Source organism: Desulfobaculum bizertense DSM 18034 (assembly GCF_900167065.1).
GTDB classification, from domain to species: Bacteria; Desulfobacterota; Desulfovibrionia; order Desulfovibrionales; family Desulfovibrionaceae; genus Desulfobaculum; species Desulfobaculum bizertense.
This window is the reverse complement of record NZ_FUYA01000006.1, coordinates 97,293-113,054: the sequence shown is the minus strand read 5'-3', so window position 1 is coordinate 113,054 and position 15,762 is coordinate 97,293. Positions and strand designations below refer to the sequence as shown.

The 15,762-nt window shown below is 54.0% G+C and carries 14 protein-coding genes; 13 read left to right on the top strand and 1 reads right to left on the bottom strand.

Annotation, left to right across the window (positions count from 1 at the left end; genetic code table 11):
- Positions 1-127: 127 nt before the first annotated feature.
- Together B5D23_RS10025 and B5D23_RS10020 are read left to right on the top strand one after the other, a co-directional pair.
- Complete coding sequence (locus B5D23_RS10025; RefSeq protein WP_078685302.1) at positions 128-1,171, top strand: elongator complex protein 3; 1,044 nt, start codon at positions 128-130, stop codon at positions 1,169-1,171.
- A gap of 323 nt (positions 1,172-1,494) precedes the next feature.
- Positions 1,495-1,875: a rhodanese-like domain-containing protein gene (locus B5D23_RS10020; RefSeq protein WP_078685301.1), complete on the top strand. Its 381-nt coding sequence runs from the start codon at positions 1,495-1,497 to the stop codon at positions 1,873-1,875.
- Here the strand turns inward: B5D23_RS10020 and B5D23_RS15065 are convergent.
- Positions 1,872-2,042, bottom strand: a complete 171-nt coding sequence (locus B5D23_RS15065) for a hypothetical protein (protein ID WP_159445975.1) — start codon at positions 2,040-2,042, stop codon at positions 1,872-1,874. The two genes, B5D23_RS10020 and B5D23_RS15065, sit on opposite strands and share 4 nt — an antisense overlap.
- Positions 2,043-2,346: 304 nt before the next feature.
- Between B5D23_RS15065 and B5D23_RS10015 the strand changes: the two genes are divergently transcribed.
- From B5D23_RS10015 to aspS, 11 genes are all read left to right on the top strand, one after another.
- Positions 2,347-2,634 (top strand): FmdB family zinc ribbon protein, encoded by a 288-nt coding sequence (locus B5D23_RS10015; protein WP_078685300.1) that lies wholly within the window; start codon positions 2,347-2,349, stop codon positions 2,632-2,634.
- A 92-nt stretch (positions 2,635-2,726) separates the two neighbouring features.
- Positions 2,727-4,022: an adenylosuccinate lyase gene (purB, locus tag B5D23_RS10010; protein ID WP_078685299.1), complete on the top strand. Its 1,296-nt coding sequence runs from the start codon at positions 2,727-2,729 to the stop codon at positions 4,020-4,022.
- 2 nt (positions 4,023-4,024) lie between these two features.
- Positions 4,025-4,585 (top strand): orotate phosphoribosyltransferase, encoded by a 561-nt coding sequence (gene pyrE / locus B5D23_RS10005; RefSeq protein WP_078685298.1) that lies wholly within the window; start codon positions 4,025-4,027, stop codon positions 4,583-4,585.
- A complete protein-coding gene (locus tag B5D23_RS10000) occupies positions 4,566-5,180 on the top strand; it encodes a hypothetical protein (protein ID WP_078685297.1) in 615 nt (204 codons plus the stop codon). Before pyrE ends, B5D23_RS10000 begins: the two co-directional genes overlap by 20 nt.
- 7 nt (positions 5,181-5,187) lie before the next feature.
- Positions 5,188-6,459 carry a L,D-transpeptidase family protein gene (locus B5D23_RS09995; protein WP_159445974.1) on the top strand — a complete coding sequence of 424 codons (1,272 nt, stop codon included), beginning with the start codon at positions 5,188-5,190 and terminating at the stop codon, positions 6,457-6,459.
- The gene (locus B5D23_RS09990; RefSeq protein ID WP_078685295.1) at positions 6,459-7,169 is read left to right on the top strand and encodes a hypothetical protein; all 711 of its coding nucleotides are present in this window, start codon (positions 6,459-6,461) and stop codon (positions 7,167-7,169) included. The genes B5D23_RS09995 and B5D23_RS09990 overlap by 1 nt, the downstream gene beginning before the upstream one ends.
- Positions 7,135-8,892 carry a M99 family carboxypeptidase catalytic domain-containing protein gene (locus tag B5D23_RS09985; RefSeq protein WP_078685294.1) on the top strand — a complete coding sequence of 586 codons (1,758 nt, stop codon included), beginning with the start codon at positions 7,135-7,137 and terminating at the stop codon, positions 8,890-8,892. The genes B5D23_RS09990 and B5D23_RS09985 overlap by 35 nt, the downstream gene beginning before the upstream one ends.
- 598 nt (positions 8,893-9,490) lie before the next feature.
- The gene (gene ilvD / locus B5D23_RS09980; protein ID WP_078685293.1) at positions 9,491-11,152 is read left to right on the top strand and encodes a dihydroxy-acid dehydratase; all 1,662 of its coding nucleotides are present in this window, start codon (positions 9,491-9,493) and stop codon (positions 11,150-11,152) included.
- Between the two features lie 227 nt (positions 11,153-11,379).
- On the top strand, positions 11,380-12,123 hold the full coding sequence (locus B5D23_RS09975) for a class I SAM-dependent methyltransferase (RefSeq protein ID WP_078685292.1): 744 nt from the start codon (positions 11,380-11,382) through the stop codon (positions 12,121-12,123).
- 447 nt (positions 12,124-12,570) lie between these two features.
- Positions 12,571-13,821 (top strand): histidine--tRNA ligase, encoded by a 1,251-nt coding sequence (gene hisS / locus B5D23_RS09965; RefSeq protein WP_078685290.1) that lies wholly within the window; start codon positions 12,571-12,573, stop codon positions 13,819-13,821.
- An 84-nt stretch (positions 13,822-13,905) separates the two neighbouring features.
- Positions 13,906-15,726 carry an aspartate--tRNA ligase gene (aspS, locus tag B5D23_RS09960; RefSeq protein WP_078685289.1) on the top strand — a complete coding sequence of 607 codons (1,821 nt, stop codon included), beginning with the start codon at positions 13,906-13,908 and terminating at the stop codon, positions 15,724-15,726.
- The last annotated feature ends 36 nt before the right edge of the window (positions 15,727-15,762 follow it).

Genomic DNA, 15,762 nt, shown 5'->3' with positions numbered 1-15,762 from the left:
AGACTGAAAAAAGAACCTTTTTGCCGGTATGATGAAGCTCTGTTGCAACTCGTGGAGACGAGGGTCAATCCTAGTTCATAAGAATACCTAAGTTTCATCAACCGTTCAAGCACATTTCAGAATAAACATGCATTCGCAAAAAAGAGACACTCTTGTATTTCAACATCCGGCACCGCCAGTCGAGCATAAGCGCGTCTGGCCTGTTTTCCTTCCCTTTGCCGGGTGTCCCTTTCGCTGTGTGTACTGTTCTCAGCCTGAGCTTACCGGACAAAATCCGAAGCCACTGCGTGCAGTATACTCTAATCTTGAACAAAGTCTCAACCTTGCAGTGAAAAAAAGCGTTCACTCACTTGGTCTTGCATTTTATGGCGGAACCTTTACGGCATTGCCCAATGCATGGCCTGAGCGCTTTCTTGAGTGCGTACAAGCGTTTAAGCAGTCGGGCTTTTTGACCCATATTCGCTGCTCCACGCGTCCGGACGCAATCACTGTTCCCATGCTCAAGCGGCTCAAAGCCCTTGGTCTGGACATGGTTGAGCTTGGCATTCAGAGTTTTGACGAGCATGCGCTGACCATTTCCGGTCGGGGCTACACCCGTCAGCAGGCCCTTGACGCCTGCGCTATGGTTCATGACGCAGGGCTGGAGCTTGGCATTCAGCTTATGCCGGGACTGCCGGGGCAGACTCCGGAGGCCTTTGCACAGGACATTCAGGCCGCGTGCGCTCAGCAGGCCAAGGTTGCCAGACTGTATCCGTGTGTTGTGTTGCGGGGCACTCCACTTGCCCGCATTCATGAACGTGGCGGATACACCCCGTGGGCACAGGACAGTGTTGTCCGTGAACTGGGGCAGGGCCTTTTGCAGCTGTGGAAGGCTGGCACGACGGTCATCCGGATTGGTCTGGCTCCTGAGCAGGATTTGCAGAACGCCATCATTGCGGGGCCGTGGCATCCGGCAATGGGGCAGCTTGTCCGCTCGCGGGCACTCTTCCTTGCCATCGCAGAAAAATGTCGCGAACTTGGCTCGACTCCACGAGAGCTGCATTGTCCTGAACGGTACCACAGTGATGTGCTGGGGCATAAAAAGACAATGCTGAGTGAGTACGAAAGCCTTGGCCTGTCTGCAAAACAACTCCGGTTCCATTCGTCATCCGATTTTGTTCTCTTACGTTAAGCTCAGAACTTTTGTAGCAGAATCTTCAAACAATTCATAGCATTGTACAACGAAACGCAATTTTGCCTCTGTGCGGAACTGCGTTTTTTTGTGTCTGACATCTTTTTTTCTCCCATGCAGCGCCCCGGATTTGAGTCCCTTGGTGTTCCATATGTTCGTAACTGCATTATCTGTTTGTTTATACAGTTCCTTTTATGAACATTTTGTGTTCCTTGTTGTGTGTGGCGCAGGAAAACTGTGTGGAAGTTTTTGACTCGGATTCTTGCCTAAATCTTGGAACAGTCGCATCTTTCCTGCAGATGAAAAACCGAGGAGGAATACACATGGATACGTTCGCTTCTGAACTTGAGAAAATGGATTTTGAATTTTTTGCAACAGGCCAGTACTCTTTTCATGTCGATGAGGCGGTGAATCTCATCACGAATCCGCACTTTCTGTTTTTGGACGTGCGCGCCCCGGAAGAGGTGAAATACGTTGAGTTTCCTTTTGCAAAGCACATCCCGCTGGATGAGCTGCCAAAGCGCCTCGACGAACTGCCGCGTGACAAGTTCATCGTTCCATTTTGTGCCAGCTCGTTCCGCGCTGCCTTGGCCTTTGGGTACCTGCTGAGTCAGGGCTATGATGAAGTCAAAGCTCTTGCAGAAGGCTCCGATGCCTTGGCCGGTGTGCTGAAACCCGGTCCGCTGTATTCTCTGGAAGGCTAGTACAGGCCAATTTCTGCCTGTTGCAAGAAGTGGAAAAAGACGTAAAGTACACTCTTGCCGTCGGAATACTGCACAATCGCAGATTCTTCCGGTGTGGCGGACTCGTGATGCTGCTGGTTCTGGCCCTGGCGGGGCTTTACAAACTGGCTGCTTTGCGGGTAAAGCATGCCACCTGTTTATACTGATTATAAAATGGAGGAATCCACAATGGCTCATAAAAAGCACGAGCGTAAAAAAGAACTGGATCGTCGCCGCAAGCGTAAAAAAGAGAGCATGAAGGCTCGCATCAAAGAAGCAAAGGCTGCTAAATAGCGAGTTTTTGCTGAGTGGTTGCCGGGTGGGGTTTCCACGGCCCGGACGCCCTGCCCCGCGCAACGCTCGCCAGAAGTTTTCCGACGGGCGCTTCTTGACAACCTTGGAATGCATGCCTAACTGGCGCACATAATCCAGAAGGATGCATGAGGTGAATCAATGCCTATCTATGAATATCGCTGTACAGAGTGCAATCAAGTTTTTGAAGAATGGCAAAAGAATTTTGACGAGAAGGACATGCCCTGTCCGAATTGTGGCGCTCCTTCCAAGCGTCTTATTTCTAATACCAGTTTTGTCCTGAAAGGCTCTGGCTGGTACGTGACGGATTACTGCAAGGGCGGAAGCCATGGCAGTGCAAAGTCTGACGTGGAAAATCGTACGCAGACAGCAAATCCTCCGAAGAAAGAGACCGCCAAGCCCGCGAAGACTTCTTCGCCGCAGGCCTAAGGTGCGGCGCAAGGCAGCAGTTGCTGCCTTTTTTTTTGCCGCAATCCCGGATTATCCGGGCTGACACTTTCACCTCCAAAACGGATTATACCATGATTGAACGCTACACCCGTCCCGAAATGGGGAGCCTTTGGTCCCTGGAAAACAAGTACAGGGTTTGGCTTGAAGTTGAATTGGCGGTTTGTGAAGCCTGGCTGAAGCTGGGTGTCATTCCCGAAGAGGACATGAAGACCATCAGAGAGAAGGCAGATTTCGAGCTGGAGCGAATTCTCGAAATCGAGACGAAGACAAAGCATGACGTCATCGCCTTCCTCACCGCAGTTGAAGAAAAAGTTGGCCCTTCGAGCCGCTTTATCCACCTCGGCTGCACCTCTTCTGATATTGTTGATACAGCTAACGGCGTCCTGCTTTCCCGTGCTGGCGCTCTCATTGCCAAAGACATTGAGAAGCTGCTCGATACCCTGAAGACCCTTGCACACACCCACAAGGGCCGCATCGTTATCGGCCGTACTCACGGAGTTCATGCTGAACCCACAAGCTTTGGCCTCAAGATGGCTGGCTTCTACGCTGAATTTAAGCGCCACCAGGAACGTTTCCTCCATGCATGGAAGAACGTGAGCGTTGGCAAAATTTCCGGCGCCGTTGGTACCTACGCACACCTGAATCCGGAAGTGGAAAAGACCACCTGCGAGATCCTCGGTCTCTCGGTTGATCCTATCTCCACCCAGATCATCCAGCGCGACCGCCATGCAGAGTTCTTTACCTCTCTGGCACTGCTCGCTGGCGGCATTGAGCGCCTTTGCGTTGAGCTGCGTCACCTCCAGCGCACCGAAGTGCTGGAAGTCGAAGAAGGCTTCTCCAAGGGCCAGAAGGGGTCTTCTGCCATGCCGCACAAAAAGAACCCCATCTCTGCCGAGAACATGACTGGCCTGTCCCGCCTGCTGCGGACCAATGCTATGGCCAGCCTTGAGAACATGGCGCTCTGGCATGAGCGTGACATCTCCCACTCTTCTGTGGAGCGTGTTATCATGCCTGACTGCACCATCATTGCGAACTACGTGCTGAACCGCCTTGCTGGTCTTCTGGCAAACCTGAAGATCAACCCCGAGAACATGGAGCGGAATCTGAACCTCTCCTACGGGTTGTTCTTCTCCCAGCGTGTGCTTTTGGCCCTGATTGAAACCGGTCTCCCGCGCCAGAAGGCATACGAGATGGTTCAGGCTGTGGCTATGCGCTGCTGGAACGAGCGCCTGCACTTCCCGGAAGAGGCACGCAAGGACGACGAAATTTCTTCCCGTCTTTCCGCTGAGAAGCTCGATGAACTCTTTGATTACGGATACTACCTTTCTCAGGAAGACTTCATCTTTAACCGTGTTTTTGGTGAGTAAGCATGACTGATCTCAGAAAGCGTCTTGCCCGCATCCTGCTGGACAAGTCCTACATGGAAGGCGAAGTCACCCTGACTTCTGGTAAAAAGAGCGACTATTACTTCGACTGCAAGCAGACTGCTCTGCATGCCGAAGGCTCATATCTCATCGGAAAGCTCTTTTTGGAATTGCTGAAAGATTATGATATTGACGGTGTTGGTGGTATGACTCTCGGCGCAGACCCCCTGGTCAGCTCCGTGACTGTTACGTCCTTCGCAGAAGGTCGGCCACTGCCCGGTTTTATCGTTCGTAAGAAGCCAAAAGGCCACGGCACCAACCAGTACCTCGAAGGTATGGCCAACTTTGAGCAGGGCGCAAAAGTTGTGCTGCTCGAAGACGTCGTGACCACTGGTGGAACCCTCATCAAGGCCTGTGAGCGCGTGCGCGACGCTGGTCTCGAAATCGCTGGTGTAGTCTGCGTGCTGGACCGCGAAGAGGGTGGTCGTGAGAACCTCAAGAATGCCGGGCTGGAACTTACATCCATCTTCACCCGGAGAGAACTTCTTGAAGAAGGTAAGGCGTAACGCCCTCATCCTCGCATGTTTTGCCTGTCTGGCTCTGGCTTCTTGTGCAAACCAGAGCCAGCAGGCTCTTGAGTTCATTTGGCCCGGTCTCATGGACCAGTATGTGGAAACAAGTGACGAGTGGACCCGGACCGAAACGCTGTATAACGGCATCGACCGGGAAGCCGAAGTGCGTGTTCTACTCAAAAGCGACGCATGGCGGCGCAGCTTCACGGACCACTGGGCTGATGTGTATGCTCTGGAGCCTGCGGCAAAGCAGAAATTCCTCGACGACCAGCTTGCTGCACACAAGGTCGGAACCGACTTTGTGGTCGCTGTGGAAAGCTCAAAAAAAGACCTGCGCAGTCTCGATACAAGAATGAGAAACTGGCGCGTGGTCGCCATCCAGAACGGAAAGGTCTTCCTGCCGGTTGACTTACGCCGCGTAAACTATGATGCTTGGCCCCCTGAAAAGCTTGCAGCTTTTTACCCGCACTACAACAGGTGGCAAAAGTATTTCCTTATCCGCTTCCAGCCCCTGAGCGAGGGGCCGGTACGCCTCCTTGTTTCAGGTCCAGCCGGGCGCTTGGCGTTCGACTGGGAGCATTACAAGTAGAGACCCCGTGAACGGACGCATATTTTTACACGCACTGGCGCTTGTGCTGCTCTTTGCACAGGCGTCTCTGGCAACAGAGTGGGACACGACTCTGTATAGTCATCCACGCCTGCCCTCTAAATTCCTTGCTGTAGACAAAGCTGCACAGGAATTCTCTATTCTTACCCAAAAAAGCCCGCTCAAAAGCGTTCGGGACATCCCGTGCACCACTGGCCAGCGTCTTGGTGACAAGCTGGTTCAGGGCGACAAAAAGACTCCCGAAGGTGTGTACTTTGTACAGCGCCATCTTCAGGGTGGCCTGAATTACACCTTATATGGGGATCAGGCCTTTACGCTGGATTTTCCCAATCCCATTGATCGTATCAAGGGCAAGACGGGCTACGGCATCTGGCTTCATGGTCGGGGCAAGCCGCTTGTTCCTCGCGATACGCAGGGCTGTGTCGCGCTCACTGCTGCGGATCTGAATTCCATCGAAACAGAAGTGTCTCCGGGCCTGCCCGTGGTCATTACGCACAGCATGGAGATTGGCGAAAAGCCTGCTTCCGGTGAGTATGCGTCGGATTTTGATGCTCTCGCTCTTGCCGTTGAGAACTGGGCGCAGCGTTGGGAAACCCGGTCCGGCAGTTTTTTTGACTGTTACGATCCCGTGAAGTTTTCCCTCTCGGATTCCGTTTCCTTTGAGGCGTTTAAGGCCCACAAAGAACGGCTCTTTCATCGCTATGACTGGATTCAGGTGCTTGTGGACGACATCCGCGTCCTTCCCGGTCCTGATTATTACGTGACGTATTTTACGCAGTACTATCGTGCTCCAAACTACGTGACACAGGGCATTAAGCGTCTATATTGGCAGAAAGATGCCTCTGGTGAATTTCGCATTGTTGGTCGTGGCTGGGAAAACTCACCCGTGACGCTTGATGCGCTCTATCTTGAGCGGTCTCAGGCAGAAATTGCCCCTGTTCTGGATGCATGGCGAAAGGCGTGGCTGGCACAGGACCTTGACGGATACGCAAGTTTTTACCAGAAAAAAGCTAAGCAAGACGGACGGATTGGCCGATATGCCATTCTGGACCACAAACGAAACTTGTGGAAACGTTCTGCACCACAGCGCGTTGGATTGGAAAAGGTTCACTACCGCATCGCATCAGATGGCATTGAGGTGTCCTTTATCCAGAACTACGAGGCCCGTAATGGCTATGCTGACCGAGGTAAAAAGAAGCTTGTATTTATTCCAGACCGTGATGGCTGGAAAATCCTAAGAGAGACCTGGAGCCGTATCTGATGAAAGAAACCAAATACACTGTGCTGATGATGAGGGATAACAGCCCGGTTCGACGCTTTCGGATGGGCGTGGGCTGGGTGCGTGGTGCGGTGTTACTTGGTCTGCTTCTCTGTCTTCTTGCTGGAGTTGGTTCGTGGTGGGGCGTCCGCTCGCAGCTTAAAATTTCTTCGCTTTCTGAGCAGCTTCGCGTTGAGCAGCGGCAGCTCCAAAACTCCAAGATGGAACTGGAGCGTTTGCACAACGTTGACAGAATTTTGAAATCCAACGATCCAGAAGAGCTTCAGACTCTGCTGAGTTCCGTGACTCCGGTTGTCCCCGAAGAAAAAAAGGAGCCAGAACCGGAGTTCGATCTGCGGGCACTCTTTACGCACGTGGATCTTGAGCAGGTGAAGATCTCCAACCTGCGCGCCAAAGAAAAAGGCGGCAATCTTGTCTGTCGTTTCAATCTGAACAACCTGCGCACGTCCAGCGGTATTGCTGGCAAGGTGAGTCTGGACCTGATTAACGCCAAAGCCGAGCTTGTGCCTCTTGGCCTTCCCACTGACGAAACCGACTTTAGCATCCAGCGTTTCAAAACCTTTTCGCTCAGTATTACGCTTCCAAAGGATTTGCCATTTGATTCCATTTTTGGCCTGCGGCTGAGCATCACCAATAGCTCTGGGCAGATTCTTTTCCGTGAAACGTATCCTTTGTCGAATATTTTGTCTTAGTCTCGCGCTTGGCTGTTTATGCGCCTCCACTGCGAGTGCCGCCGCCAGTGCCCCCGCTTCTTCTGCCTTCACCTTTTTTAAGGGAACGCAGTATCCTCTCACTGTTCACGTCCTCAAAGGTGAGAAACCCGGTCCCACGGTGATGGTGCAGGGTGGTATTCAGGGAGACGAGTCTTCCGGATTCATCACTGCGCAGATTCTCACTCGCGCAAAAGTCAAAAACGGCACGCTGTTCATTGTCCCCCGCGCCAACGTGCCTACGGTGAACGTGCGGCGGCGCCAGATTAACGTCGATCTGAACCGGCGTTTCGATCAGGACTACAGCAATTATTTTGAGGACAGCCTTGCCCGCGCCATTCGTTTTCTCCTCGACCGCTGTGACGGGCTGATTCATTTGCATGAAGGCTCTGGCTTTTATCGTCCTACCTACGAGGACGTGCTTCGCAATCCCAAGAAATATGGCCAGTCTATCATCATCGATACCCCTGTCTTCGAGAACAAGATTCACCTTGCCGACAAGGCAAATGCCGTTCTCAAGGATCTCAACAAGGGAATCCCTCACTCCTACCGGTTCACTCTGTTCAATACGAATACCTTTAAGCATGCCACGCATCACAAGGAGCAGCGCAAGTCGTTGACCTATTATGCGCTGACGCATCGCGGCATTCCGGCTCTCGCCATCGAAGTCAGCAAGGACATCATTCAGCTGGGCTGGAAGGTGAAGCAGCAGCTTCGCGCGACCAAGCTCATGCTTCATCAGTATGGCGTTGAGGTTGAGCTGCCCCGGGTGACAGAAAAAGAGATTGAGAGCTACGCCCGCAGTGGCAAGCTCGTCTCCATCAACGGGCAGGAATTCCCAACCACAGGCACAGCCACGCTTCGCGTTTCCTCCAACGGCCAGCTCCGTATTGAACCCGCAGGCATCAATCCCGACTGGGGAACGGTTCCCGCTGTCTTTGCCTCGGACCGGCCCGGTGTGAACATGCTCAGTATGCCGCGTCTCGCCCTGTCTGGCTTTCAGACTCTCGACCTTCGCGGTGACGGTCGGCGCATTGGAAAGGTTCGGCTGCACTGGGATGGCAAGAACAGCAGTATCCCAGAGCCAACCAAGCTTCCTCTTTTTGTCTGCTGGCTCAACAAGAAGCTCCATTTTATTCCCGTCAATGGTGTTCTCGATGCGGTCGAAGGTGACCAGCTCGTCATTGAAGGCATTTGGGGTGGTGGCGCCCGCGCTGGGCGTGAGGAAATTTTGAATCTCAAAGGCATTGTGTCTCAGGTCGGCGCGAACAGTGGGCAGGATGCCGGGTATGAGATCGTTCTCGACTCCAAGGCTTTCCTCCCCCGGTATGTCGACAAGGCTAACGGGCTTTGTGAGGCTCGCCTCGTTCGCGAGACCCCCGGATTTATTCGCCGCTCCTGTCTCGTTCGCATTCACCCCCGCGAAGTGAAAGCCCTTCAGCTCGCCTCTGTCGGTTCCGCCTCTTCTGTGAGTCCGCTTATTCAGTGGGAAGCAGGGGAGACCTCCTCCCTCCGCGCCGGGCAGTATCGCGTCTCAAGCGTCTGGAGCAACGGCGACACCAACAAGCTTATCTTTACCCTCGATGACTCGCTCATCCCGTGGGAAGGCGCTTTCTCCCTGACCAAAGGATCCCCCATTCGCCTCACCCTCCGCCAAGCAACGACCTTTCGCCCTCTCGGTACGATGAAGTTCATTGCCGAGTAGTTGAAAGGGCTCTGCTTTTGGTGGGTGGGAGAAAACTGGGGGCCTGCCCCAGCACGTTAGTGCTGGATGGGTGGGTGGGGGAAGATGGGGGCCAGCCCCCAAACCCCCGCGTAAGGGAATGATTCCCTTACGTATCCTCATCGAGTTTAAAAGCCGTTCAAGCTTCGCTTGGACGGTTTTTAAACTTGTTGGGGCTGCCTAAAGCGGCTTCTTTCTCTTTCCCGTGCGTTGCCACCATTTTCTTTCTGAACGCTTGCGTTCAGAAAGAAAATAAGTGCGGTTTGGAAAAGGCAAAAGAACACGCGTTAGGGAAACGCCCACTAGGCCAAAATTAAAGGGCCGGATGTAAGGGAAAGCCAACGGCTTTCACACATCCGGCCCTTTAATTTTGGGCGAAAGCGGGATTTCCAAGGGCCTCGTCCTTGGGCGGGGTCAAGGGGCGGCGCCCCTTGCAGAGGTGCGGGGACAGAGTCCCCGCCCACCCTCGCGCCCCTTGCAGGGTTTGGACAGCACCCCAATAAAACCACTTGAAGACGAAGGGGGGAGGGGGCTAGGGTAGAAATTCGCAACATACAACTTGATAGGAGTAGGGAACGCTATGCGTAGTAAGTCTATGACAGGGGGCCTTGGGAAGGCTCCACACCGGTCGCTTTTGTCGGCGATAGGTTTAACTCGCGAAGAGATGAATCGGCCACTGATTGGCATTGCAAATACCGCGAACGAGATTGTTCCGGGTCACATCCACCTCGACAAAGTTGCTGAGGCGGTGAAGGCAGGAGTCCGGATGGCGGGGGGTACGCCGCTGGAGTTCAACACAATTGCGGTGTGCGACGGGCTGGCGATGAATCATGAGGGGATGCGTTTTTCATTGCCGTCGCGTGAGCTTATTGCTGATTCAGTGGAAATCATGGCGCGAGCGCATCCGTTTGATGCACTGGTACTGATCCCGAACTGCGATAAGACGGTTCCGGCCATGCTGATGGCGGCACTTCGGTTGAATATTCCGGCGATAGTTGTTTCTGGTGGCCCGATGATGGCTGGCCCGGACTCGACGGACCTGATTACGGTCTTTGAGGGCGTGGGCAAACGACTTCGCGGCGAGATTTCGGAAGAAGAGCTGCTGCACCTGGAAGAGACGGCGTGCCCGGGCTGTGGCTCGTGCGCGGGCATGTTCACGGCGAATTCCATGAACTGCCTGTCTGAGGCCATTGGCCTTGCACTTCCGGGGAACGGAACGATTCCGGCTGTTTCTGGCGCACGAATGCGGCTTGCAAAGCAGGCAGGCATGCGTGTGATGGATTTGCTGGAGAAAAATATTTGCCCAAGAGACATTGTGACAGAGGCTGCGGTGGAAAACGCAGTGGCTTCCGACATGGCTCTGGGCTGCTCGTCAAACACTGTGCTGCACCTGCCTGCGGTATTCCGTGAGGCGGGGCTGAACCTTGATCTGGATATTTTTGATCGGGTGAGCCGCAAGACGCCTAACCTGTGCCGCCTCTCACCTGCTGGCGCAGACCATATTCAGGATCTGCATAGGGCTGGTGGCATTGCAGCGGTGCTGAGTGAGCTGAAAAAACGTGATTTGCTGAACCTTGATGTTTTGACCGTGACCGGAAAGACGCTGGGTGAAAATCTTGATGCGCTGAACGCGCGGGTGCTTGATGAGAGCGTCATCCACCCGGAGAGTGCTCCATACGCTGAACAGGGCGGCATTGCTATTCTGCGCGGAAACATTGCTCCTGACGGGGCAGTGGTGAAACAGTCTGCTGTTGCGCCTGAGATGATGCAGCGGACCGGTACTGCTCGCGTGTTTGAAAGCGAGACCGACGCAAATGACGCTATCCTTGGTGGCAAGATCACAAAGGGTGATGTCGTTGTGATTCGCTACGAAGGCCCGCGTGGTGGTCCGGGAATGCAGGAAATGCTGTCTCCGACCGCAAACATTACTGGCATGGGCCTTGGTGCTGATGTCGCACTGATTACAGACGGCAGATTCTCTGGCGGAACGCGTGGCGCAGCAATTGGTCATGTCTCGCCGGAGGCGGCAGATGGTGGCCCGATTGCGCTTGTGCGCGATGGTGACAAAATCCGCCTGGACATTCCGGCGCGTGAGCTGGAGCTTTTGGTCGATGAAGATGAGCTTTCGCGGCGACGTGCAGAGCTGAAGCCTTTTGAGAAGCGCTCTGATTCGCCGGTGCTTCGCCGATATTCGCGGCAGGTCTCTTCTGCTGCGTCGGGCGCTGTCTACGAAGACAAGTAACGTGAACCTGTATCCCCCTGTGCCTTGGTGCAGGGGGATTTTTGCTGGAATCGCGGATTGAAAGGCGTGGCCTCATCGTGGACGAGTGTGCTATATCCGAAAGAAGCACGTAGGAAAATTGGCACTGGCACGCAGTTTGGGGATGCTTTCTCCTGTGCTCCGGCGAGTGGGAGAATCTCTGGAACGCTCGCTTGAACGAATTCTGATTTTGGCCGAGGAGATTTCATATGTCCGCACGATTGAGCAGAGTACAGATGGAACGGTTGGAACGGTGGTTCAGTGGACAGCCAGGGGCTTTTGCTTTTTCACAGCAGCGAAGGCTTGTTGGCCGTCTGAGCATGATTTGGTCCCGTCGAGAGGGGCGGCTTCTTGATATAGGCTGCCGCAATGGACATTTTTTAGAGGCCTTTTGGGAGAGCGGCTTTGACGTTGATGGAGTTGATGCGGAACCCGAACTGCTGGCGCGTGCCCGCACCTGCATAGGTGAGCGCGCGGATTGTAACGTCGGAAGCCCGGAACATCTGGGTTTTGCTGATGGTGAATATGAATATACGACGGTGCTTCAGGTTCTTGATTTGTGCGAGAATCCGGAGGCGGTCATCAAGGAAGCGCTTCGGGTGGCAAAGCTGGGTGTGATTATTGGTTTCTGGAACAAGTGGAGCCTGACCCAGACCCTGCGCCGCTGCCGGGGGGCTGAAGCTGAATACCTGTCTGATATTCAGTGGCATAACCCGCTGGAAATGACGCGAATGGTGGAAAAGCTGGCAAACCGCAAGATTTCTCGCAAGGCTTCGGTACTTCCGGGGCCAGCATGCACATGGCGTCGGGACCGGCCTCTTGGTCGGGTGAACCGGCGGGTGTATCCATTTCCACTTGGAGCGTATTGCGCCATTCGGGTTGATTTTTTGGACGACAAGCTCGTCACACCGCTTATGTCGTTTTCGACGAGTCCGTGCGGAGGCAGTGTGTAGCCACCGCAGGACCGGGAGTCTTTGGGACCATATCCGTCCTGCTTCTCCTTCATAACGAGAATTCAAAAGATGCGCGCGGCACTGAGCTGCGCGTTTCTGACTGTTTTTTGAGCAGAAATGCTGCCGCAGATGCGTACAAAGCAGAGGACAGAAAAACCGGGTCGCGCAGTGTGCTCTGCATGATGCCTGTTTGTGTTTCTCCTGCATGGACTGTTTTGTGCGATGAATGGAAAAAAGACCTTGGGGCAAAAGTTGTGGACGTTTTTTTTACAAAAGAGACGCAGTGCACATTGCGAAAGGTCAAAAAGAGGCTGTACAAGCATTCTTGACAAGCCGTGACTTTTGACATTTGACGCCGTATGGACTAACTCCATTCGGCTTGGCCCGCGCACTTCTTGGGGGATGCGTGGACGTCGTAGAAATCCTGAACGTAGTGACCAGTATACAATGAGCAAAATTCAGAAAATAAAGGGTGTTGCGGATCTTTTCCCACCCGAGAGCAACAAGTTTAACTTCATGGAACGCACTGCCCGCGAGGTTTTCTCTCGCTATGGCTTTAAGAATGTGCGCATTCCGATCATGGAAAAAACAGAACTCTTTGCCCGCTCCATTGGCGAAGAGACTGACGTGGTTCAGAAAGAAATGTACACCTTTCCGGACCGAAAGGGTCGTTCTCTGACCCTGCGCCCAGAGGCAACTGCCGGACTGATGCGCGCATACATTGAAAACAAGCTGTATGCCGCAGAAAGCGTGTCCAAGCTGTTCACCTTTGGCCCCATGTTCCGGTACGAACGCCCGCAGAAGGGCCGCATGCGCCAGTTCCATCAGCTCGACGTTGAGGTGATTGGTGCCAAGGACGCACAGACTGATGCAGAGCTACTGCTGATGCTGTACTCCTTCCTGCGTGAGCTTGGTCTGAAAAAGCTTGCTTTTGAGATCAACTCCCTTGGCTGCCGCGAGTGTCGCCCCAAGCATCGTCAGGCTCTGAAAGAATTTTTTGAGTCCATCAACAAGGATGAACTCTGTGAAGACTGTCGCCGCCGTGTCGACAGCAATCCTTTGCGCGTGCTCGACTGCAAGCAGGAACGCTGCCGCGAGCTGACCAAGGATGCCCCCAAAATCACCGATTATCTGTGTGAAGACTGCCATAATTCTTTTGAAGAAATTAAGCGCATTCTCACAGAGATGAATGTTGAGTTTGTCCATAATCCGCGTCTGGTCCGCGGACTGGACTACTACGTGGGTCTGACCTTTGAGGTCACATCCTCCGACATCGGTGCTCAGACTGCTGTTGCTGGTGGTGGCCGTTATGATGGCCTCATCAAGCAGCTTGGCGGCCCGGACCTGCCTGCCATTGGCTTTGCCCTTGGCATGGAGCGCCTTGCTCTGCTTTTGCAGGATCTGGATAACGACGGCATTGATTTTTATGTGGCCGTGCTGGACGAGAAGGGTTCCACTCCGGCCCTTATGCTGGCGCAGGAGCTGCGTGCTGCTGGACTGTGTGGCGAAGCAGGCTACACCAAGGGCAGCATGAAGAGCCGTCTGCGTGCCGCAAACAAGGCCAAGGCAAGCTGGTGCCTCATGCTTGGCACTGACGAGCTGGAAGCTGGCGAAGTGACCGTGAAGAACCTCGAAAGCGGCGAGCAGGAACGCATGAAGTCCTCTGCCGTGTGCGAGTATCTGATCGCAAACCGCTAGACACCACATATTTAACGTCCATGACGTGGAAAAAGCTGCCGGCTCGTCCGGCAGCTCCATTTTTTCGATAAGAAGGGAAGTTCGATGGAAGAAACAACTGTAGATATTCAGCTTGAGCATCAGAAGTACATCCAGCCGCTTGGCGACTGGGTTCGCACTCACTCCTGCCAGGAGCTGACTGCACAGAATGTTGGCGAAGAGGTCGTGCTCATGGGTTGGGCACAGTTCCGCCGTGACCACGGTGGCCTGATTTTTATTGACCTTCGTGACCGCAATGGTCTGACTCAGGTCGTTTTCTCTCCTGATGAAAACGCCGAAGCTCACTCCACTGCACACATTCTGCGTACCGAGTACGTTCTGGCCATTAAGGGCCGCGTTCGCCCCCGTCCTGAGGGTATGGCAAACTCCAATCTCGTCACCGGTGAGATTGAAGTTGTTGTGACAGACTGGAAGCTGCTGAACACCAGCCGCACCACTCCGTTTGCCATTGAAGACCGTCTGGAAGCGACAGAGAACCTGCGCCTCAAGTATCGTTATCTCGATCTTCGCCGTCCCCGTCTCGCTCAGAACATGATCATCCGTCACCGCGCTGCACAGAGCGTGCGCCGCTTCCTTGACGAGAATGGTTTCCTCGAGATTGAGACGCCTTTCCTGACCAAGAGCACCCCTGAAGGCGCCCGTGACTTTCTGGTCCCGAGCCGCGTGAATCAGGGCCAGTTCTATGCACTGCCCCAGTCTCCCCAGCTCTTTAAGCAGCTGCTGATGGTTGCAGGCATGGACAGATATTTCCAGCTTGCCCGTTGCTTCCGCGACGAAGACCTCCGCGCTGACCGCCAGCCCGAATTCACGCAGATTGACTGCGAGATGAGCTTTGTGGATCAGGAGCAGGTCATGGCAGTGGGTGAAGGTCTTGCCCGGAAAATGTTCAAGGAAGTTATCGACAAGGAACTTCCCCAGCCCTTCCCTCGCATGACCTGGGACGAGGCAATGGACAAGTACGGCGTGGACAAGCCTGACACCCGTTTCGAAATGCTTCTGACCGACGTTTCTGACGTTGTGAAAGATTCCGAATTCCGCCTCTTTGCTACCGCAGAGCTGATTAAGGCTCTCCCGGTCAAGGGTGGAGCAGGCATGAGCCGCAAGGAAATTGACAACCTTACTGAGTTCGTCAAGATCTACGGCGCCAAGGGCCTTGCATGGATCAAGATCAAGGAAAACGAATGGCAGTCCCCGATTGCCAAGTTCCTCTCCGAGAAAGAGCGCGCTGGCCTGACCGAGCGCCTTGGTCTCGAAGTGGGCGACATCGTCTTCTTCCAGGCTGGTCCTGCAGACATGGTCAACGCTGCTCTTGGTAACCTGCGCCTGCGCATTGGTGAGAACATGGGCCTTATTGATCACAAGCAGATCAACGCCCTGTGGGTGACCGACTTCCCGCTGCTCGAGTGGGACGCCGAAGAAAAGCGCTTCAATGCGCTGCATCACCCCTTCACCGCTCCGCATCCGGAAGACGTTGAGCTGCTCAAGACCGATCCCGGCAAAGTGCGCTCCAACGCATACGACATGGTCATCAATGGCTATGAAGTGGGTGGCGGTTCCATCCGTATCCACAACAGCGAAGTGCAGAAAGACATGTTCAAGGCACTGAACATCGGCGAAGAAGAAGCCCGCGAGAAGTTTGGCTTCCTGCTCGACGCTCTCGAGTTTGGTGCTCCGCCGCACGGTGGTATTGCTTTTGGTCTGGACAGACTTATTATGATTCTCACGGGTGCAAAGTCTATCCGTGACGTCATTGCCTTCCCGAAGACGCAGCGGGCAACCTGTCTGATGACAGAAGCCCCAAGCACTGTGGCCAATACGCAGCTTCGAGAACTTGGCATCAAGCTTCGCGAAAAAACTACAAAATAACGGTGAACATGCTCCCGCTGCCGCTCATGGTGGCGG